Raw genomic sequence first — 17,926 nt, forward strand, 5'->3', positions numbered from 1 at the left:
GAAAAGGCATGTATGTCTGAAAAACTTTAAGGCAACACATTAGCGTCATGCTGCCTTTTACAAATAGTTCAAAGACAACTACTTAAAACTTTTTGCAGCATGACTTTTAATAATCACAGTTGCTTTCTTAGAGTTTTGAAGGCATATATGCCTTTGCTGTAAGATGCAGGATGCCATTAAGTTTCATCAATCCACTATTAACTGCGCACTTTAAACTGTTATAATTATTAACCATGATAATTCACAGGGCAATATTCAAGGAACTTTTTTTCAACTTTCTCGTCGTAATCTCCTTCCTGACATTTGTCCTTTTCATGGAAAAATTTGTACGGATTACAAGGCTTGTCATGGGCAAGGGGACAGAGATGATAGACACCCTTAAGGTCTTTATGTTCCTTCAGCCGTCTATTCTGCTCCTTTCAATACCGATGGCGGTCCTCATAGCCGTATTTTTGACTTACGGCAGAATGGCTACGGATAATGAAACAATCGCTCTGAAAAGCAGCGGCATGAGTTTCTGGCTTATCTCAAAGCCTGCCGTTACATTCTCAATCGCTGGCTTTGCCGTTCTTCTTTTCATCAGCCTTTACCTCCTGCCGAAAAGCGTGCACTCATTCAAGCAGACCTTGTATGAGGTAATTGCAAAAAAAACGTCAATGACCATTGAGGAGCAGACATTTTCAAAGGTCTTTAAGGGGACAGTGATATTTGTAAAAAAAATGTCGGGTGACAGTTTCAGGGGGGTCTTTGTTTACACCGACCCCGATTCTTCCGCAAAACAGCCTCTCGTAATAGTGGCTAAAGACGGCGCAGTGCGCTCTTATCCTGAAGACGGACTGATAGAGCTGAATATGCACGACGGATTAATCCATACATTTTCAGACAGGGGCTCTTCAGAGGTAACTTTCAGGGATTATAATTTAGTGCTGACATCTGCTATAGAGACCAAAAGGGAACAGAAACTTGATGAAGTCAAATTTCTTGACTTATGGAGGGATAAGGGAGATAAGCCCTTATGGCATGTTGAAATAAACAGGCGGCTGGCTATTCCATTTGCATGCCTGATATTCGGGCTTCTCGCCCCTGCCCTTGCCACAAAAATAGGCAAAACAGGCCGTGTCGGAAGTTTTTCCTTCAGCATTTCCGTGCTGATATTGTATTACTTTATATTCATATTCGGAGAAGGGCTTGCAAAGGCAGGAAGGCTTTCACCGTTACTTGGATGCTGGGGACCAAACATGCTGTTCGGCATTGCGGCAATCATTTTTTATTATTTCGCTCATAAAGACAAACTGGTATTTAAAAGAAGTTAAGAGTTAGATGAAAATTTTATCAAAATATTTTTTAAAGGAATTTCTAAAATTCTTTTTTATCATTCTGCTGGTGCTGACGGCAATCCTGCTGGTTGCGGAATTTTTTGACAAAGTAAATGAATTTTACTCTCAGAAACCTCCCGCTTACCTGGTAGTTGAATATCTTTTGCTTCAGTGCCCTAAATTTTTATTATTTGCATCGCCTGCGGCATCCCTGCTGTCCATTCTCCTTACTATCGGAATTGCAATGAAATGGAAGGAGACGGTGGTGATTCAGGCCTCGGGGCTGAGTTTAAAAAAATTCTTCTCCTCTTTTATTGTTACAGGGATTATAATCAGCATTTTTGCCCTGCTTATAGGTGAAACCATTGTCCCTGCCGCGACAAGAAAGGCGTCATGGGTAAGAAATCACATGATATTACAGAAACAGTCCAGAATTACATATCAGGAAGGTGCGTTATGGCTTAAGGGCCGTGACAGCAGTTTAATCCGCATCAGAGATTTTGTCGGAGATAAAAACACCATCCTGAAAATCAGCATATTCAACTTTGACCATGTCTTTGGATTAATCAGCAGGACCGAGGCTGAAAGCGCCAGATGGATTGATAAGAAATGGGAGCTTAACAATGTAACAGTATTTGACTTTTCCGGCAATAAAACCACAAAACACAAATCCATTGTCTCTCAGGCCATTGAAGAGCCCAGGATTTTCAAGGAAGAGATGCGTAAGCCGGAAGAGATGAATTTTATTGAGCTCTATGCCTATTACAAAAGACTTGAGAAGGCAGGATTTAAAAACCTTAAATATGTCGTTGACCTTTACGGGAAACTTGCTTATCCGATGGTGAATTTTGTCATGGTGCTTTTTGGAATAGCCCTTGTCCTGAACAGCAGGCTGGGAGGCGGCTTAAAGGCAGCGGGGCTGGGTATTGTTGTGAGTATTTGCTACTGGCTTATTTATTCAATCAGCACATCCCTCGGCAACACAGGCGCCATACCGCCATGGCTTGCGCCCTGGATAGGGCTGGTTCTTTTCAGTACAGGCGGGGGATATATGTATTTGAGGATTAGAGAGTAAAGAACAAGAAAAAAAGAGGGCAAGGTTTTAAATAACCTTGCCCTCTTTTTTTAATTAACTATTGCGCCCCACGGCGAACCCGAATATGTGCTGTCAGTAGAAGGCGCAAGCTTTATCGTACCCGTGACTTTATTGTTTGCCGTGTCAATAACAGAAACCGAAACATCTCCGTGATTTACCACGTATAATTTGCCGCTTTCAGAATCAACCGCAGCGCCGATAGGCTCCTTGCCGACATTGATTTTTTCAATTACCTTGTCAGTATTAGTATCAACAACCGCCACTGCATTTTCTTCCCTTATTGTCACATACGCCCTGCTCTTTGCGGAATCAACGGCAATGTACCACGCCGCCTTTCCGATGTCTATCGTGCCCGTTTCTTTATTGTTCTTTGCGTCAATGACCATCAACTTCCCTTTGCCGTGAATCGCCACATAAACCTTTTTTTTGCTCTGGTCCACCGCAACGCCGAGCGGCGTGTCAATCGTCTTAATTGTATCCATCACCTTATTGTCCGCAGTATTAAGTACTGAAACAGTCCAGTCGCCTGAATTGCTTACAAAGAGCTTATTGTCAATAATCTTCATGTCAAACGGTCCGACTCCCACTTCAATCTTGCCTTTAACCGTATTGGTTTTTAGGTCCAGCATTGAAAGCGTCTTATTTAGATTTTTTCCATCAACCATATTCTCCGTATCCGCGGCATACCCAATGCCGGCAGAGGGATTTAAAACTACAGACATTGGACCGATGCCTACCTTTATCTTTCCAACCACTTCATTGCTTGCAAGGTCTATCACAGAAACCGTACTGTCGCCGGGGCTAGAATTAACAACATACAGCTTCTTGCTTGCGGAGTCAATCGCCATACCGGCAGGCCAGACGCCCACCCTTATTGTCATTACCACCTCGTTTTTTGCAGTATCAATAACCGAAACTGTATTGTTGCCTGAATTACTAACATACACCTTCCCTGCATAGGCAACCACAGGCAGAATGATTAAGGCAGTAACTGCAAATAACAAAAAAACCTTTGATTTCATTGCGTCCTCCTTAAAGTGTTGAATGTTATATTCTAAACAAAGTCATGTATGTCTGAAAAATTTTAAGGCAACACATCAGCGTCATGCTGCCTTTTGCAAATAGTTCAATGACACATACTTAAAACTTTTTGCAGCATGACAGACAATAATTTTTGTTGCTTTCTTAAAGTTTTGAAGGCATATATGACTTTGATGTCAAATTCCAAATGTCAAATTCCAAACATACAAAGTCATATATGACTTTGTATGAGATGCAGTATTTTATATAATGTCACCCGATTAATTGTCAAGCTAATGCATCAGCTTCCTTTATTATCTCTACGCCGGAGCTTGTGCCTATTCTCGTTGCCCCTGCCCCGATAAATGACAGCGCATCCTTCAGTGTCTTAATCCCACCTGCGGCTTTTATGCCAATCTTTCCTTTAGTTATATCCCTTATCATTACAATGTCCTTTACCATTGCCCCTGCCGGAGCAAATCCCGTAGACGTTTTCACAAATTCAGCGCCGGTATCCATCACAGCCAAAGATGCCTTTATTTTTTCATCGTCTGAAAGATAACATGTTTCTATAATTACCTTGTGAACTGCAGACGGAGTGGCAGTTGCAAAATCGGAAATCTCTTTTTTCACAGCATCCCACCTGCCAGCTTTGGCTGCACTGATGTTCATCACCATATCAAGCTCGTCAGCGCCTTCATGCACAGATTTCATTGCTTCAAACACCTTTGCCCCTGAGAAAGTTGCGCCGAGAGGGAAACCGATTACTGTCGTAATCCTGACACCGCTTCCGCTAAGAATCTTTTTAGCTGTTTTTATAAAACACGGGTGGATGCATACCGAGAAAAAACCATATTCCTTAGCCTCTGCGCAAAGTCTTTCAATGTCTTTCAGGGAGGCGGCGGGCTTAAGAAGGGTATGGTCAATCAGATTTGCTATGTTAACATTGCTGTCTATTTTCATTGAACAAAACAGATATACCCGGGATTATTTGTGAGCCTTTATATATTCATCAACTTTTTTTCTGTAGGCTGCAAGAAGCGCTTTGGTGATTCTCCCTGTCTTTGAACCTATCTTGATGTCATCAATTTTTGTTACGGGCATAATCTCCCTTGTAGTGCTTGATATGAAAACCTCATCGGCGTCATACACGTCGTCAGGGATGAACCTTCCTTCACTGAGTTTCATTCCGGCTTCATCCGCCAGATTCAGGATGATGCGCCTTGTTATCCCGTCCAGAATGCCGACCTCAAGCTCAGGCGTAAAAAGGGTTTTGTTTTTTATAAAAAAAATGTTTGATGTCGTGCCTTCGGCAATGTAACCTTTGTAATTAAGCATTATTGCCTCATGAGCGTCTTCCTTCATCCCCTCTATGTTTGCAAGGACATTGTTTAAAAAATTAAGCGATTTTATCATCGGGTTGAGCGCGTTCTTAAAATTTCTCCTTACATTAACTATGACAACCTTCACTCCTTTTTCATAGTATTGTTCAGGGTAATCCTTAAACGGATTGCAGATTATTACAAAGGTAGGCTCGGGACAGAGCCGCGGGTCCAGCCCTATGGGACCGGCGCCCCTTGAGATATTTATCCTGATAAATGCTTCTTTCAGTTTATTGGCCCTAATTGTTTTATATACAGCCTTTTTGATATCAGCAGGGCTCATCGGGATTTTAAGCCCTATCATGGCCGCCGAACGGAAAAGGCGTTCAATATGCTCATCAAACTTAAACGCAACACCGTCATACGCCCTTAGCGTTTCATAGATGCCGTCGCCATAGAGAAATCCGTGGTCAAAGACAGAAATCAGGGCTTTATCCCTTAGAACGAGTTTGTTGTTAAGATATATCACAAGATAAGTTTATCATGAATGAACCATGATTTTCCATATAAACCATAAGGCGGAAGTTTCCAGCGCGGTTGTCAAATAAAGATTATTTTTGTATACTCATACATCACATTAAGCAAAGCAGTAATAGTAATCAGGAGAGGCAGGGCATCACAATAATAATGAAGGCGCTTATTACAGGCGGTGCAGGTTTTATCGGTTCACACCTTGCTGAAGAGCTTCTTGAGCAGGGACATGAGGTTTATCTCATTGACGACCTCTCCACAGGGAGCATTGAAAACATAGAACATTTGAAAAACCGCAAAGGGTTTCATTATATGATAGACACCATTTTAAACTCTCCGGTTATTGCCGAACTCGTGGATAAATGCGATGTGGTTTTCCACATGGCTGCAGCGGTTGGAGTAATGCTGATTGTAGAAAGCCCTGTGCGCACCATAGAGACCAATATCAAAGGCACGGAAGAGATACTCCTGCATGCCAACAAGAAAAAAAGGAAGGTGATAATTGCCTCCACCTCTGAAGTTTACGGCAAGAGCGACCAGAAATCTTTCAGGGAAGACAGCGACCTTATTCTCGGACCAACGACAAAAAACAGATGGAGCTACGCCTGTTCAAAGGCAATAGATGAATTTCTGGCGCTGGCTTACTGGAAAGAAAAGAACCTCCCGGTCGTTATTATAAGGCTGTTTAACGTTGTCGGTCCCCGGCAGACCGGAAGATACGGTATGGTCATTCCAAGATTTGTAAAGCAGGCGCTTCTTAACCATCCAATTACCGTCTTCGGCGACGGCAAGCAGTCAAGGTGCTTTTCCCATGTGAAAGACACCGTAAGAGCGCTTGTAAAACTCAGCCAGACGGATGAGGCTGTAGGTGAAGTCATTAATACCGGCAGTGACAATGAAATATCAATAGAGGACCTGGCAAAAAAGGTCAAAGAGCTGGCAAAAAGCAGGTCAAAAATCCAGTACATTCCGTACAGCGATGCATACGAAGAGGGTTTTGAGGATATGATGAGGCGCGTCCCGGACCTTAATAAGGTAAAAAAGCTAATTGATTATAAGCCGCAATACTCTCTTAATGATGTACTCAAAGATGTAATAGATTATTATAAAGGTCATTAAAAAGTGAATTACATCGCACCTTTTTTTCTTTCTTTAGTCCTTTCTTTGTCAATAACCCCGGTGATCCGGAGCCTTGCGTTGAAATACGACAGGGTTGCACAACCGCGCGAAGACAGGTGGCATAAAACTCCCATAGCCCTGTTGGGAGGGGTTGCCATATATCTCTCAATCATAATTGCATCAGTGATTTTCATACCGGCAAACAACAAACTCATCGGTATATTAGCAGGTGGAACATTTCTTTTTGCTGCAGGAATAATTGATGACTTCAGTCCCATGAAGCCTTACACAAAACTATTACTGCAGATAACGGCTGCCTTCATAGCAATACTGGGGGGAGTAAAAATAGAAATGTTTACGCCTCTTATAGCCCTGCCCTTGACTGTTTTATGGATTCTTGCAGTCACCAATGCATTTAACCTTCTTGACAATATGGACGGGCTTTCAGCAGGAATTGCCTTTATTGCAGCCATTGTTTTGTCTATCGTATCTGTAACGCAGGGGAGCACAGACCTTGCCGTCATCGGCATTGTTATCGCCGGCGGAACACTCGGTTTCCTGCGGTACAATTTCAGCCCCGCAAGTATTTTTATGGGCGATTGCGGAAGCATGTTTCTCGGATTTACCATAAGCACGCTTTCAATTGTAGGCACTTATCATCATGCGTCTAATTTTATTGTTACGCTGGCTGTTCCTGTCCTTGTCATGGCTATCCCGATATTTGACACTGCGCTGGTGACTGTCATGCGTCAGCTTACCGGCAGGGCCATCTCACAGGGCGGAAAAGACCATACCTCGCACAGGCTTGTGATTCTCGGGCTTTCAGAAAAAAAAGCAGTGCTTCTAATGTATGCCTTAAGCATAATTGCAGGGGCTATTGCAATTATTTATCCGTATGTCAATGTTTATGTAGTCTCTGTAATTGTGATACTTGGATTAATCGGACTCTTCTTCCTCGGCGTGTTCCTCAGCGAGGCACGGGTATATTCAAAAGAAGAAATGGATGCCGCCAAAGAAAAAGTCATGGGGAAAAACAATGAGACAATATTAAATACAAATATCTTTTATAAAAGACAAATCATTGAAGTCGTCATAGATTTTATACTGATAACAGTTGCATATATTTCATCTTATCTATTGCGATATGAAGGAGTAATAAGTCAGTTAAACATGAAGCTTATTACACAATCTCTTCCTCTGCTGATAGTGCTGCAATTAGGCTCCTTCTATTATTTTGGCCTCTATAAAAAAATCTGGAAATACATCGGGCTTTCAGATGTCATCTCAATACTCAAGGCAGTAACGCTGGGCACTGTCACAACAGTTTTGATCCTGCTTTTGACCACAAGGTTTAGAGATTATTCAAGGGCTGTTTTTATCATTTACTGGCTGACGCTCGTTGTTCTTGCCACAAGCGTCAGAGGGCTTTTAAGGATGCTACGGGAGCATTTTGCAGAGATACAGAAAACCAAAGGAGAGAGGGTTTTGATTTACGGCGCCGGCGACGGGGGCAATGTGCTCCTGAGGGAAATCAAAAATAATCCTGAACTGCAATACAACGTTATAGGTTTTATAGACGACGACCCCACAAAAACCGGCAGAAAGATTTACGGCATGTCAGTGCTCGGCACCGGCGCAGAGCTTTCACAGATAACGAAGAAAAAAAATATTCAAAAAGTACTCATAGCCATATCAAAATTAAGCGAAGAGGATTTTCAGCGGATAATGAACCTCTGCAGCGAAAACGCCCTGCCCTGCAGAAAAATGGGAAAAATGCTGTAACCCGCCTGTTGTCTCCCCTTTATATTCCGGCTTTTCAACTGAATTATACCCCTTAATTTAGATGATACTTATAGTCTATAGACTTATAAGCATCATTTGATCAACAATGATCTCTAAGAAATTATGCTTGATATTAAAAAAATATTCGGCAATAACGTCCGATATTTCCGCAAAAAGAGAGCCATCTCTCAAGAGCTATTAGCCGAACTTTGCGGACTACATAGAACATACATTAGTCACGTTGAATGCGGGAAAAGAAATGTTTCCCTTGAGAATATCCAAAAAATAGCCAACGCATTACAAATAAAAATTGTTGAGTTATTCAAAGGGATAAATCGGTAATGTCAGATAAAATTTGTTTAAATCCCAATTGGCGGTCATTGACCCAAAAATACATCCACCAGTGTCGTCATGCCCCGATTTATCGGGGCATCTTTCTTAAGAATCCCGATGCATCGGGACGACAAGCGGGAATGACGTCTAAAAGACGGCAGAGTATAGATGCCTAAAAGAACAACCAATAAAACTAAACTAAAGATTCAAACTAAGCATAAAAAAACTGCAACTTACAGTCATCCTGAAAATCCCATTGAATTTTATATTTCTGAAGAGACAGCAGTTTACGGCAGGAAACTATTCGCCAAATATTATGACAATCCGGAACACTCCGTAAGGCTTCTTAAAGGCAATTGCGTTGAGATATTAAATCAGGCAAGGGAAAACAGCGTTGACATGATCTTTGCAGACCCGCCTTATTTCCTTTCCAACGGAGGCATTACCTGTCATGCGGGAAAGATGGTTTCAGTAAATAAAGGGAAGTGGGATAAATCCAGAGGCATTGAAGAAAATCATAAATTTACTCTTGAATGGCTTAAGGCATGCCAGCGTGTTTTAAAACCTAATGGGACTATCTGGGTTTCAGGAACAACACATATTATTTATTCCATCGGCTTTGCCATCCAGGAACTCGGATACAAAATTCTTAATGATATTATCTGGTACAAACGCAACGCCCCGCCAAATCTCTCATGCAGATATTTCACTCATTCAACAGAGATAGTTTTATGGGCTGCAAAAAATGAAAAAAGCAAACATTATTTTGATTATCCATTAATGAAAAAAATGAACAACGGCAAACAAATGCGTAATGTGTGGCAATTTTCTGAAGAGGAAGAAGAGCAAAGGGAAACCGACGATATTTGGGTAATGTCAGCCCCTGCATCTGCAGAAAAAAAGTTTGGTAAACATCCTACGCAAAAACCTGTAGAGCTTTTAGAAAGGATTTTACTCGCTTCTACAAAAGAAGGGGACTTGGTTTTAGATCCTTTCTGCGGTAGCTCAACAACGGGCGTTGCATCGGCTCTCCTTAATCGAAAATATGTAGGGATTGAGATGGAGGAAGAATATCTTCAGCTCTCCAGAAAAAGATTGGAAGAATGTATTAAAAAATTAAACCTTTTTTGTAAACAGATGTCCTGAACTAAAAGGGGGTTAAATCATAATGAATAGCGTGTCTTGGAAAACTATTTTTGATAAGTATCAAATTCATAAACATAATTTTACAAAATCTCCTTTTATCATTTTTGCCGAGCAAATTAAAACAGCGACTGCCCATTTCAAACAAACCAATGAAAAAGAAGTTCGTATTTTATGTAAGCAGGATTGCAGAGAAGATAGACCAGATGTTTTCATAGAAAACAAACTGTTCCTTTTGCCTATAAAAAACGGAACATATGCTATTGTTAAAGGCGAAGGGTACATTGATATTCCTACCATTCCTGATACCACTAAAATTTATAAGTCAAAACTTGCCTTTACATTAGATACCTCAAAAGTAGGCAACTCTGAAATGCAACACTTAGATTTTGCATATGCCACGAGCTTAATTAGAAGTTTTTTAAATGACGATAGCTTAGTTTTAACTATTCGGGGCAGAAAATATACACCCCAATTCAGTTTTAATGTCGGCAAGCAAATAATCGATGTTGAAAGTGTTCAGACTGAAGTAGATGCTGGATATGAAAGTAGCAATCAAATTGCTTTAATAGAGGCTAAAAACAGTAAAACGACCAATGTAATAATAAGACAGTTATTTTATCCTTTTCGGCAATGGTCTCATTATTCTAAAAAGAAGGTAATAACTTTATTTTTTGAAAAGAGACAAAATTATTATTCGCTATGGCAGTTTGAATTTCTTGATGAAAATAATTATAACAGCATTCAATTACACAAATCTTATAAGTTCCAGATAGTTTAACACCAAAACCCGTCAGAAATTATAGATTTTAAGAGACAAAGGAATTCAGGAATTCAGACAAAAAGTGTAAAATACAACTTGTGGACATAAAAAAGAAAATCGCACAGCTTATAATCGCCCGGCTTGACGGGCAAGATATCAGAAAAAAATTCAGCTATTACCAGTCGCTTGTTAAAAAAGGCATCGGCGGTTTCATCATCTTCGGCGGTGAAGTTAAGGAAGTCAGCAGTGCGATAAAAAAACTTCAGGCTGTCTCTGAGATTCCGCTTTTCATATCCTCTGACATTGAAAGGGGACTTGGACAACAGCTTGAAGGCGCAACAGTCTTCCCTCCTGCAATGGCAGTTGCAAACACAATAAATAAAAATAATGCATCTGACATCAGGCTGTTAAGAAAATCAATAAGCATTATCGCAAAAGAGGCGCGCGCCGCTGGAATCAATGTCATTTTCTCTCCTGTCATGGACGTGAATACAAATCCCCAAAACCCCATAATCTGCACAAGGGCCTTTTCTGATAATCCTTCACAGACTGCATGGTTCGGCAGAGAATTCATAAAGGGCTTTCAAAAGCACGGGCTTATTGCCTGCGCAAAGCATTTCCCCGGGCATGGCAATACAAGCAGGGATTCCCACAAAGAACTGCCTGTGGTAAGGGCTGACATGAAGAGGCTCCGCAAGGTGGAACTCCATCCTTTCAAAGAGGCAATACAGGCAGGGGTAAAAATGATTATGGTCGGTCACCTAATGGTGCCTGCGATTGATAAGAAATTTCCTTCAAGCCTTTCGGAAAAAACCATAACGGGATTTTTAAAAAATAAAATGGGGTTTAAAGGGCTTGTGATAACTGATGCAATGAATATGCAGGCGCTGAAATCGGGTGAAGAAAAGGCAAGCCTGCTGGCATTAAATGCAGGCACAGACATAATACTTCATCCGAGCAATCCTGAGAGGGTAATAGATTATTTGGCTTCAAAATGGGACGAAATAAAACCAAGAGCAGAGGAGTCTTTAAAAAGAATTTTGGATACAAAAAAAGCTTTCATCCTTCATCCTTCATCCCTCAGCCCTGCCTACCGGACAGGCAGGCTTCAACATATTGGGGGAAAAACAAGCCGGGATTTGGCTTATAAACTTACTCAAAAATCACTTAAAGTTAAACTTGATAAAAAATACTCCAACCTACTTGAAATATTATATTTTACCACATCAAAGAAAGAGTCTCCCATTATCCTCGTCATTGACGATGACAACATGAAGTCAGGGGAGACATTTGTTAATGTTTTGAAAAAAAAATACGGCAAGCTAAAAGCGTATTATACTGACAATAAAACCATTTTATCTAAGAATCCCCCCTCACCCCCCTTTGTCAAAGGGGGGATGGGGGGATTCTTAATCATCGCCGTATTTTCAAAAATATCCGCATGGAAAGGCAGAAGCGGATTAAGTAAAGAGTTACAAACCATACTTAAAACAGCAGTCGGAAATTCAAAACACTCTCTGATTATCGGATTCTGCTGTCCTTATTTTCTCAGCAGTTTTAAGGCAGATGCGGTTATTGAGGCTTATTCTGATTCTGAGGCAGCTCAGGAGTCTGCGGCTGAGATGCTGTTCGGCCCACTATAAAATCATCAATAGCCCTTGCAGCCCGTTTCCCCGCGCCCATTGCGCTTATGACAGTGGCGGCGCCGGTGGTAATATCGCCGCCTGCATAGATTCTTTCCAGATTTGTCTTTCCGTCCCTGCCTGACGTTATATAGCCGTCGCCCCAGATGCCTAATCCATTTATTGACCTGACAAGTATCGGATTTGAACGCTGTCCAATTGCAACTATCACCTGATCAACGTCAATGCTGAATTCCTCTCCTGAGGGCATAGGTTTTCTCCTTCCTGATGCATCAGGTTCTCCCAGTTTCATCTTTTCACATTTAATTGCACGCACCCAGCCTCTTTCATCGCCTGATATCTCTTTCGGGTCAGAGAGAAAACAAAACTCTATGCCCTCTTCCTTTGCGTTTTCAGCCTCCTCGCGCCTTGCAGGCATTTCCGATTCGCTTCTTCTGTAAATCAGATAAACCTTCTCTGCGCCGAGCCTCAGCGCCGTCCTTGCCGAATCCATTGCAACATTTCCTCCGCCGATGACAGCGACCCTGCGCGCCTTTTTAATCGGAGTATCATATCTTGGAAAATCATACGCCTTCATGAGATTAACCCTTGTCAGAAACTCTGATGCAAAATATACGTTATTCAAATTCTCGCCGGGGATGCCTAAATACCTTGGCGCGCCTGCGCCCACACCGATAAATATCGCCTTAAAACCATCGTTAAGCAATTCATCAACCGTCTGCGTCCGTCCGATAACCCGGTTGACCAAAATCTTTACGCCAAGGCTTCTGACATAGTCAATTTCCCTCCTGAGAATTTTTTTGGGAAGCCTGAACTCAGGAATCCCGTAAAGAAGCACCCCGCCCGGCTCATGAAGCGCCTCAAAAACAGTGATGTCATATCCTGATTTTGCAAGGTCTGCGGCAACTGTTAAACCCGCAGGACCTGAGCCGATAACTGCAACCTTATGCCCGTTTGCAGAAGCGATTCGGGGAGGCTCGACAATGTCCTTGTCCTGCGTTATCTCATAATCAGCTAAAAAACGTTCAAGCGCGCCTATTGAGACAGGTCTCTTCTTCTTTCCGAGTATGCAATGTCCCTCGCACTGCGTTTCCTGCGGGCATACCCTGCCGCAGATTGCAGGAAGGTTATTAGACTCTTTTATCTTTTTAAGCCCGCTTAAATAATCGCCCTCTTTTATGAATGCGACAAACTTCGGGATGTTGATTTCAACCGGACAGCTTTCAACACACAAGGGCTTTTTGCACTGAAGACAGCGGTTTGCCTCTTTCAATGCCTGCTTCCCGGTCAAGCCCAGGGCAACCTCTTTAAAGTCTTTTGATCTTTTTATGGGATTTCTGTAACGCATATTCTTAAAAAGGGTTCGAGGATTTCTTTCATTGCAAAATGCAAAATTAACATTTATCAATTTACAATGATAATTGCTAATTGATAATTTTTACTTGAATCCTTAACCCCTTGACCCCTTACTTAAAAACAGCCTATACGCCTCTGCCTCTTCCTCTTTATAAAAACTAAGCCTGTTTTCAAGTTCTTGGAAATCCACATCATGCCCGTCAAATTCAGGGCCGTCTGCGCAGGTAAACATTGTCTTTCCTGCAATCGTCACCCTGCAGGCTCCGCACATTCCAGTTCCCTCAACCATAAGGGAATTCAGACTGACTATGGTTTTAATTGCATGCGGCTTTGTGACATCAGAGACAGCGCGCATCATCTTGATAGGTCCGACGGCAACCACGAGGTCAACCTGTTTTTGGGCAATGACATCCCTGAGAAGGTCTGTCACAATGCCCTTTCTGCCTGAACTGCCGTCATCTGTTGCAATCAAAAAATCATCTGCATATTTCTTTAAATTTTCTTCCCATATAAGAAGCTCCTTTGTGCGGGCACCGAGAATCATCGTTGTATTGTTGCCTGCATTTTTAAGTGCTTTAATTATGGGGTAATGGGTGGCAGAGCCGATGCCTCCGCCAACCAGTACACAGTTACCGTAATCCTGTATTGGCGTAGGATGTCCGAGGGGGCCTGCAATGTCCCTGATGCTCTTGCCTGCCTTAAGCATGCCAAGCGCTTCAGTTGTCTTTCCCATCTTTTGAAAAAGTATTGTGATAGTTCCTTTTTCGCTGTCTGAGTCTGCAATAGTAAGGGGTATCCTCTCGCCTTTTTCATTAAGCCTCAGGATAATAAAATTCCCCGGCTTTGTATGGCGGGCAACATAAGGCGCATCTATTACCATCATGTCAACCTTCGGCGCAAGCGTCTGTTTTTGTAAAATTTTAAACATAATTTTAAATTTTAAATAACGGCATGTATGTTTGAAAAACTTTAAGGCAACACCCTAATGTCATGCTGCCTTTTAACAAATAGTTCAGGGTAAAAACTTAAAACTTTTTGCAGCATGACAGATAATAATCATTGTTGCATTCTTAAAGTTTTGAAAATATATATGCCGTTATTGTTCATTTTAATCTCTATTTATAACACACCCCTGCACCCCTCTTATTTAGAGGGGAATTTTGTGTCAATCTCCCTTTCCGTGCGCGAGGGCAATTACATAAATATCTTTTGCCCCTGCTTTTTTCAACTGCCTTGAACATTCCCTCACTGTTGCGCCTGTCGTGATTACATCATCCACAAGCATCAGGGTTTTACCCTGAATAAATCTCTTATCCCTAACCTCAAAGGCGTTCTTAATATTCTTCTCTCTTTCCTGTGCTCTAAGCCCGACCTGAGGCATTGTATCCCTGACTTTAACAAGGCAATCAATTGCAAGCGGAACACCCATGCTCCCTGCAAGATATTTTGCCAGAAGGGCTGATTGATTAAACTCTCTGTGCCTGAGCCTCTTCTTGTAAAGCGGAACGGGGAGTACTACATCAATACCCGTAATTTCAGTCCTAAGAATTATAGCAGATAACGGTTTTGAAAGTCTTTTGATTTTATGATACTTCAAAAGATTAACCGCCTCTTTTAACGTCCCGTCATACAGTCCGAAACTCCGCGCCTGCTTGAATGCAGGTTTGCTGGTGATACATATGCCGCATTCTATTGAGGCATCTGAGACAAGCGGCTTGCCGCATATGCGGCAAATTGGTCCGTTGTAGGGAGAAATCCCATCCCAGCATTCAGCGCATATAGGAGCAGTTTTATGGTATGTTGACGGCTTTTTGCATACAGGACAGGATTCGGGGAACAGGATGTTCAGGAATTTGTTGAGCATATAACCGGCTCTATTTTATCAGGTTTAATTTAGATTTGTTAGAGTTTATTTTTGAAAACTTGCAGAAGCGCGGGAGAGGAGGAAATGTGGGAAATGTCCCACCGTCTCAATTTTTTAGAAAGTGCAGTAGAATTTTTCAGATAACATCAAGCTGCTTTTTTATTGACTACACTTTCAAAGTTATGATACCGTTCAGATAATAACTTGTTCCCCCTTACGCCCCGAATTTTTTAAGCTTTCCCGCATGGGCAAGGGCCAGCGGCATAAGACTGACCGCAGGGAAAATGCCGAGTTCGCCTTTTACGCACTCCCTCTCGGAAAAAGCCTTGCACATCCCCCCGAGCACATAAGGAGAATTAATAAGCGCCGGAACAGGATGCCAGCTGTGGCCCTTCATTAAAGCCGGTGTTGAATGGTCGCCGGTTATGACAACGACATCGGGCTTTAACTGAAGTATGTCAGGAAGGAGTTTATCAAATTCCTCTATCCTTTCAGCCTTGCCCTTAAAATTCCCGTCCTCGCCGTACGAGTCAATTTTTTTCACATGCAAAAAGAAAAAGTCATAGTCATTGTACTTCTGTTTTAAAAATTTCACCTCATCGTCAACGCTTCCTTCAAGCGCAGGGGTCTCCATGTCCACAAGCCTTGCAAGCCCCCTGTACATCGGATAGGTGGCAATGGCAAGGGCGTTTAACCCGAATGCCTCTTTGAATGTCGGGATGTGCGGCATATTGGAAAATCCCCTTGTCAATATGAAATTAGCCCTTTCTTCATTCTTAAGTATTTCCCTTACCCTGTCTATAAATTTTCCGGCAATCATTGATACCCTTTCTGCGTTCTTTGAAAGAGCCGCTGCAGGCAGGGGCGCCTTGCCTTCTTTCTGAGGGTCTGTGTCAGCAAGCATTGCCGCGTCAGGAGCAAGATTATCAGGAAATCTCATCAGGACGGCAAACCTGTGCTCCATGCCCGGGGCCAATATGAATTCTGCATCATCAATTTTTTTTATCTCCTTTTGAAGTTTATCCGTAAATTTTTTATTCTGCTCTGTCGGTATCCTCCCGGCCCTTCTATCTGTGATAATCCCGTCCTTAATTGTTGCATAGTTGCACCTGACAGCCACATCAGTTTTTCTGACTTCCATGCCGAGCCCGAGCGCCTCAAGGATTCCCCTTCCAATCTGGCACTCAACCGGGTCATACCCGAATATGCCGAGATGTCCGGGCCCGCTTCCCGGGGTAATGCCGTATGCAACAGGGACCTGCAGACCGCATGCAGACTCTTTTGCAAGCGCATCAAGATTAGGCGTATTTGCCGACTCAAGTTCAGTCCTTCCCGATGAATTCGGAAGCCCCCCTACCCCGTCAAGGACTATAAGTAAAATTTTTGCGGGATTTGTCTGTATAAGCGGTTTTATCAAATTCTGCATATTCATAGATTAATCCACCTCCTGTTTAGCTTGCCATATTCTAACATTTTCTTTTTTTGTTTAAACAAAAGATATTTTATTGTAAAATACTTGTCAAAAGCAATTTTAAACCTTTACCCGGCAAAGGAGAATTTAATGAAAATTTTCAGAATACTGCCTGTGCTTCTCTTGATGTTAATGTTAAGTGTATCTGTTTTTGCTGAACCGGTTCACAGAAATTTTACTGACAAGGAGATAAAAAAAATGGCTGAAACAAAAGCTGTAATTGAGACAAAGTTCGGGAACATGGAGCTTAAATTTTTTCCTGATATTGCGCCTAATCACGTAAATAATTTTATTGAGCTTGCAAAAAAAGGTTTTTATGACGGGACCATATTTCACCGCGTAATCCCCGGCTTTATGATTCAGGGCGGAGACCCAAATTCTAAAAATCCGGACAAGTCAAAACATGGGATAGGCGGGCCCGACTATACAATCAAGGCTGAGTTCAGCAAAAAACCGCACAAAAAAGGCATACTGTCCATGGCAAGGAAAAATGACCCGGACAGTGCAGGTTCTCAGTTTTTCATCTGCGTGGCTGATGCGCCTTCTCTTGACAACAAATACACCGTATTCGGCGAGGTTGTTTCAGGACTGGAAGCGGCTGACCAGATTGTAAATCAGCCGCGCGACAGAAGGGACAACCCTGTTGAACGGATTGAGATAAAGGTGAAGATTATAGAGAAGCAGTAAAGCAGTCAGCAAAATTTTCAGGGCATATGTTATAATTAAAAATTACCATTGGTAATTAACAATATCCATATATAAGGAGTTTAATCTATGAAACGGTTTCTCGTGTTGGCAGTTTTGGTTTTAAGCCTCGCAGTCACGGCATTCGGATATAATGCATATGCCGCAGGCGAGGGCATCTTAACAGGCAAAGTTACAGAAACCATGAACAGCAGCGGCTATACCTATGTGCGCATTGAACAGGCAAATAGTGAAAAAATCTGGGTAGCAGTGCCTGAGACAAAAGTAACCAAAGGCAAGACAATATCTTTTGAGCCCGGCGCTGTAATGACAAACTTCAAGAGCAAGACCCTCAACCGCACCTTTGACAAAATCATCTTCTCATCCGGAGTTTCACAGCCGGCACAGCCGAGCCAGCCAAAGGCTAAAAGCGGAAAGAAATAAATTATTAAAAATAAAAAAAGCCGTTACGCATAAAAGCGT

Annotated in this window: 17 protein-coding genes; 10 read left to right on the forward strand and 7 right to left on the reverse strand. The window is 42.1% G+C overall.

What is annotated here, in order from left to right; translation table 11 throughout:
* Positions 1–233: 233 nt before the first annotated feature.
* Both lptF and lptG read left to right on the forward strand, forming a co-directional pair.
* The gene (gene lptF, locus HZA10_10320) at positions 234–1,313 is read left to right on the forward strand and encodes an LPS export ABC transporter permease LptF (protein MBI5196699.1); all 1,080 of its coding nucleotides are present in this window, start codon (positions 234–236) and stop codon (positions 1,311–1,313) included.
* Positions 1,314–1,320: 7 nt separating this feature from the next.
* Positions 1,321–2,391, forward strand: a complete 1,071-nt coding sequence (gene lptG, locus HZA10_10325; protein MBI5196700.1) for an LPS export ABC transporter permease LptG — start codon at positions 1,321–1,323, stop codon at positions 2,389–2,391.
* A 50-nt stretch (positions 2,392–2,441) separates the two neighbouring features.
* Here lptG and HZA10_10330 read toward each other — a convergent pair whose 3' ends face one another.
* From HZA10_10330 to ilvE, 3 genes are all read right to left on the reverse strand, one after another.
* On the reverse strand, positions 2,442–3,434 hold the full coding sequence (locus HZA10_10330) for a hypothetical protein (protein MBI5196701.1): 993 nt from the start codon (positions 3,432–3,434) through the stop codon (positions 2,442–2,444).
* A 286-nt stretch (positions 3,435–3,720) separates the two neighbouring features.
* Positions 3,721–4,395 carry a deoxyribose-phosphate aldolase gene (gene deoC, locus HZA10_10335; GenBank protein MBI5196702.1) on the reverse strand — a complete coding sequence of 225 codons (675 nt, stop codon included), beginning with the start codon at positions 4,393–4,395 and terminating at the stop codon, positions 3,721–3,723.
* Positions 4,396–4,419: 24 nt separating this feature from the next.
* Positions 4,420–5,283: a branched-chain-amino-acid transaminase gene (ilvE, locus tag HZA10_10340; protein ID MBI5196703.1), complete on the reverse strand. Its 864-nt coding sequence runs from the start codon at positions 5,281–5,283 to the stop codon at positions 4,420–4,422.
* A 158-nt stretch (positions 5,284–5,441) separates the two neighbouring features.
* Between ilvE and HZA10_10345 the strand changes: the two genes are divergently transcribed.
* The 6 genes from HZA10_10345 to HZA10_10370 all read left to right on the forward strand — a co-directional run bounded on the left by HZA10_10345 (position 5,442) and on the right by HZA10_10370 (position 12,068).
* Entirely contained in the window at positions 5,442–6,404 is a 963-nt protein-coding gene (locus HZA10_10345) for a GDP-mannose 4,6-dehydratase (GenBank protein ID MBI5196704.1), read from the forward strand.
* 3 nt (positions 6,405–6,407) lie between these two features.
* The gene (locus HZA10_10350) at positions 6,408–8,186 is read left to right on the forward strand and encodes a hypothetical protein (protein MBI5196705.1); all 1,779 of its coding nucleotides are present in this window, start codon (positions 6,408–6,410) and stop codon (positions 8,184–8,186) included.
* 123 nt (positions 8,187–8,309) lie between these two features.
* On the forward strand, positions 8,310–8,528 hold the full coding sequence (locus tag HZA10_10355) for a helix-turn-helix transcriptional regulator (protein ID MBI5196706.1): 219 nt from the start codon (positions 8,310–8,312) through the stop codon (positions 8,526–8,528).
* Between the two features lie 159 nt (positions 8,529–8,687).
* Positions 8,688–9,665 carry a site-specific DNA-methyltransferase gene (locus HZA10_10360; protein ID MBI5196707.1) on the forward strand — a complete coding sequence of 326 codons (978 nt, stop codon included), beginning with the start codon at positions 8,688–8,690 and terminating at the stop codon, positions 9,663–9,665.
* 22 nt (positions 9,666–9,687) lie between these two features.
* Positions 9,688–10,443 (forward strand): hypothetical protein, encoded by a 756-nt coding sequence (locus HZA10_10365; protein MBI5196708.1) that lies wholly within the window; start codon positions 9,688–9,690, stop codon positions 10,441–10,443.
* 80 nt (positions 10,444–10,523) lie between these two features.
* Positions 10,524–12,068 (forward strand): glycoside hydrolase family 3 protein, encoded by a 1,545-nt coding sequence (locus HZA10_10370; protein ID MBI5196709.1) that lies wholly within the window; start codon positions 10,524–10,526, stop codon positions 12,066–12,068.
* Here HZA10_10370 and gltA read toward each other — a convergent pair.
* The 4 genes from gltA to HZA10_10390 all read right to left on the reverse strand — a co-directional run bounded on the left by gltA (position 11,998) and on the right by HZA10_10390 (position 16,720).
* Positions 11,998–13,416, reverse strand: a complete 1,419-nt coding sequence (gltA, locus tag HZA10_10375) for an NADPH-dependent glutamate synthase (GenBank protein MBI5196710.1) — start codon at positions 13,414–13,416, stop codon at positions 11,998–12,000. The genes HZA10_10370 and gltA overlap by 71 nt on opposite strands.
* A gap of 102 nt (positions 13,417–13,518) precedes the next feature.
* Positions 13,519–14,352: a sulfide/dihydroorotate dehydrogenase-like FAD/NAD-binding protein gene (locus HZA10_10380; protein MBI5196711.1), complete on the reverse strand. Its 834-nt coding sequence runs from the start codon at positions 14,350–14,352 to the stop codon at positions 13,519–13,521.
* A gap of 237 nt (positions 14,353–14,589) precedes the next feature.
* The gene (locus HZA10_10385; GenBank protein MBI5196712.1) at positions 14,590–15,288 is read right to left on the reverse strand and encodes a ComF family protein; all 699 of its coding nucleotides are present in this window, start codon (positions 15,286–15,288) and stop codon (positions 14,590–14,592) included.
* 214 nt (positions 15,289–15,502) lie between these two features.
* The gene (locus HZA10_10390; protein MBI5196713.1) at positions 15,503–16,720 is read right to left on the reverse strand and encodes a 2,3-bisphosphoglycerate-independent phosphoglycerate mutase; all 1,218 of its coding nucleotides are present in this window, start codon (positions 16,718–16,720) and stop codon (positions 15,503–15,505) included.
* A gap of 237 nt (positions 16,721–16,957) precedes the next feature.
* Between HZA10_10390 and HZA10_10395 the strand changes: the two genes are divergently transcribed.
* Together HZA10_10395 and HZA10_10400 are read left to right on the forward strand one after the other, a co-directional pair.
* Positions 16,958–17,446, forward strand: coding sequence for a peptidylprolyl isomerase (locus HZA10_10395; GenBank protein ID MBI5196714.1), 489 nt, complete (start codon positions 16,958–16,960; stop codon positions 17,444–17,446).
* A gap of 87 nt (positions 17,447–17,533) precedes the next feature.
* Entirely contained in the window at positions 17,534–17,887 is a 354-nt protein-coding gene (locus HZA10_10400) for a hypothetical protein (GenBank protein MBI5196715.1), read from the forward strand.
* Positions 17,888–17,926 lie beyond the last annotated feature (39 nt).

Source organism: Nitrospirota bacterium, from assembly GCA_016212185.1.
Classification (GTDB): domain Bacteria; phylum Nitrospirota; class Thermodesulfovibrionia; order UBA6902; family DSMQ01; genus JACRGX01.

What these genes read in the sequence shown, in the direction of transcription:
- gltA (MBI5196710.1), bottom strand. Translation starts at nt 13,416, where the DNA reads ATGCGTTACAGAAATCCCATAAAAAGATCAAAAGACTTTAAAGAGGTT.
- HZA10_10360 (MBI5196707.1), top strand. Translation starts at nt 8,688, where the DNA reads ATGCCTAAAAGAACAACCAATAAAACTAAACTAAAGATTCAAACTAAG.
- lptG (MBI5196700.1), top strand. Translation starts at nt 1,321, where the DNA reads ATGAAAATTTTATCAAAATATTTTTTAAAGGAATTTCTAAAATTCTTT.
- HZA10_10330 (MBI5196701.1), bottom strand. Translation starts at nt 3,434, where the DNA reads ATGAAATCAAAGGTTTTTTTGTTATTTGCAGTTACTGCCTTAATCATT.
- HZA10_10395 (MBI5196714.1), top strand. Translation starts at nt 16,958, where the DNA reads ATGGCTGAAACAAAAGCTGTAATTGAGACAAAGTTCGGGAACATGGAG.
- HZA10_10365 (MBI5196708.1), top strand. Translation starts at nt 9,688, where the DNA reads ATGAATAGCGTGTCTTGGAAAACTATTTTTGATAAGTATCAAATTCAT.
- deoC (MBI5196702.1), bottom strand. Translation starts at nt 4,395, where the DNA reads ATGAAAATAGACAGCAATGTTAACATAGCAAATCTGATTGACCATACC.
- HZA10_10400 (MBI5196715.1), top strand. Translation starts at nt 17,534, where the DNA reads ATGAAACGGTTTCTCGTGTTGGCAGTTTTGGTTTTAAGCCTCGCAGTC.
- lptF (MBI5196699.1), top strand. Translation starts at nt 234, where the DNA reads ATGATAATTCACAGGGCAATATTCAAGGAACTTTTTTTCAACTTTCTC.
- HZA10_10355 (MBI5196706.1), top strand. Translation starts at nt 8,310, where the DNA reads ATGCTTGATATTAAAAAAATATTCGGCAATAACGTCCGATATTTCCGC.
- HZA10_10390 (MBI5196713.1), bottom strand. Translation starts at nt 16,720, where the DNA reads ATGAATATGCAGAATTTGATAAAACCGCTTATACAGACAAATCCCGCA.
- HZA10_10345 (MBI5196704.1), top strand. Translation starts at nt 5,442, where the DNA reads ATGAAGGCGCTTATTACAGGCGGTGCAGGTTTTATCGGTTCACACCTT.
- HZA10_10380 (MBI5196711.1), bottom strand. Translation starts at nt 14,352, where the DNA reads ATGTTTAAAATTTTACAAAAACAGACGCTTGCGCCGAAGGTTGACATG.
- HZA10_10385 (MBI5196712.1), bottom strand. Translation starts at nt 15,288, where the DNA reads ATGCTCAACAAATTCCTGAACATCCTGTTCCCCGAATCCTGTCCTGTA.